Here is a 1,764-nt window from a genome sequence, read left to right on the forward strand (position 1 = left end):
GGTTATAAACGCATATAAAATGCATTGCTATAAACATATCATAAAAGAGAGAGTAAAATAAAAAAAAGCCGTGCCAAGTGATATGACGCGGCTTTCAAATGTCTATTCTAATGATTAAAATGAATCATCCACAATGGAGTAATCAGTGCATATATACAAAACGTATCATATTGCAAGCGCTCTATTAGAGATATAAAAACTTATCAAAAGAAACGTAAATGGTGCGTATGATTTTTACTCACTCATTTGAATGAGAGAGCCTATAAACGCTCGGTAGCTTTAACAATCCAATCAAAAGAACATGCATATTAAGTGAATATCTTATAACAAAACGGTTTTTTACATTTACGAGCGTTGTTTTTTAAAAGCAGCTTTTCATAAAACAAATAAACAATTATGGTTTTTTGTTACCATTTTTATCAAGTCAATTTTATTAATAATAGTTATTAAAAAATCACAAAATTAAAATAAATATTTGAAAATATATCCATATGGGTATATTAGTAATCATGAGTAAAATAAAACGTATCATATGGCTTGGTTCTTCACTCAAAGATATAAAAAGTCTTCCTGATCTTATTCAACAAAGGATTGGTTATGCTCTTTATCTTGCTCAGATAGGAGATAGAGGAGAAAATGTTAAGGTTCTCAAGGGGTTTGAATCTGCCAATGTTCTAGAAATTATTGAACGCGATATTCAAGGAACTTATCGCGCTGTTTATACGATACAATATAAAAAAATCTCTTTATGTGTTGCATTGTTTTCAGAAAAAATCGACCCGTGGCATTGCAACACCAAAACCAGACATTAATCTGATCAAAGAACGTCTCAAGTTAGCAGAACAATTAGAAGGGAATTAAAATGATCAATGTTTTTCACGGTAGTTCCAATGTTTATGCGGATCTTGGCTTTTCAGATTCCAGAGAGATGCTTATCAAAGCGCAACTTGCTCATAAGATTAGTCAAATTCTTAAAGAAAAGAACTTAACACAAAAACAGGCTAGTCAACTTTTGAAAATGACTCAACCCAAATTGTCTAAACTCTTAAGTGGAGAATTTCGAGGAATTAGTGAAATGAAAATGCTTGAGTGTTTGGCAAAATTGGGAAACGATATAAAGATTATTGTTAATCCGAAAGAAGTTAAAACGCTTGAAGGACATTTTGAAGTTGTTTTTTCTTCTTAAACTTCTTTATGATTAGCTTTTTTGGGTCTATTCATACATGGCAATCTTATATAAAAAATGGTCAAATGAATCATGCATAAAAGTGTGGATTCTTAAGTGGATTCTTATAAAATAATTTCACTCAAACCATTGACTTTATTGTATTTTTATATATAATGCGTTATTATCATCGTCCAAGGTTCATTCTTAGGAATGCGTAATTTAAACCGGTGATAACGATTGCGTGAACGCCCATGATAAGCGCCCGTGACATAAGAACACACCCTTTCCTTATGCCATGTGATCGGTGTCTGATTATTGCGAAGACGACGTTCCCCTATACTTAAAAGACCTTGTGTCGTATCAACTTCGGCAAACATTTTCGTGATAAAGTTAAAACTTCCATCCGGTGCCCCCATCTCTTGTGAAACAACCGTTGCCTCCATCGGTGCTCCCGTAAACATAACAAGCCGATTGTTATCATCAAAAGCACCAAGCATTGGGGCACCACTTTGCCAACGAGGGCTGTCTAAAGAAGCCGGCAATGCCTCAAGATTGAGTGAAATCTCATCTAACTGTTCTAAAGTATAACCTGTTGT

Annotated in this window: 1 protein-coding gene and 2 pseudogenes; 2 read left to right on the top strand and 1 reads right to left on the bottom strand. The window is 33.7% G+C overall.

The window, feature by feature from the left end; translation table 11 throughout:
• Positions 1-509 precede the first annotated feature (509 nt).
• Positions 510-861, top strand: a pseudogene (locus tag ACFIKE_RS10105) (type II toxin-antitoxin system RelE/ParE family toxin).
• Position 862: 1 nt separating this feature from the next.
• Complete coding sequence (locus tag ACFIKE_RS10110; protein WP_015856199.1) at positions 863-1,186, top strand: helix-turn-helix domain-containing protein; 324 nt, start codon at positions 863-865, stop codon at positions 1,184-1,186.
• 146 nt (positions 1,187-1,332) lie between these two features.
• On the opposite strand, the pseudogene ACFIKE_RS10115 reads toward ACFIKE_RS10110, so the two are convergent.
• Positions 1,333-1,764 (bottom strand): annotated as a pseudogene (locus tag ACFIKE_RS10115) (hypothetical protein); the annotation flags it as partial.

It is taken from the genome of Bartonella sp. MU70NMGDW, from assembly GCF_042194085.1.
GTDB lineage: Bacteria > Pseudomonadota > Alphaproteobacteria > Rhizobiales > Rhizobiaceae > Bartonella > Bartonella grahamii.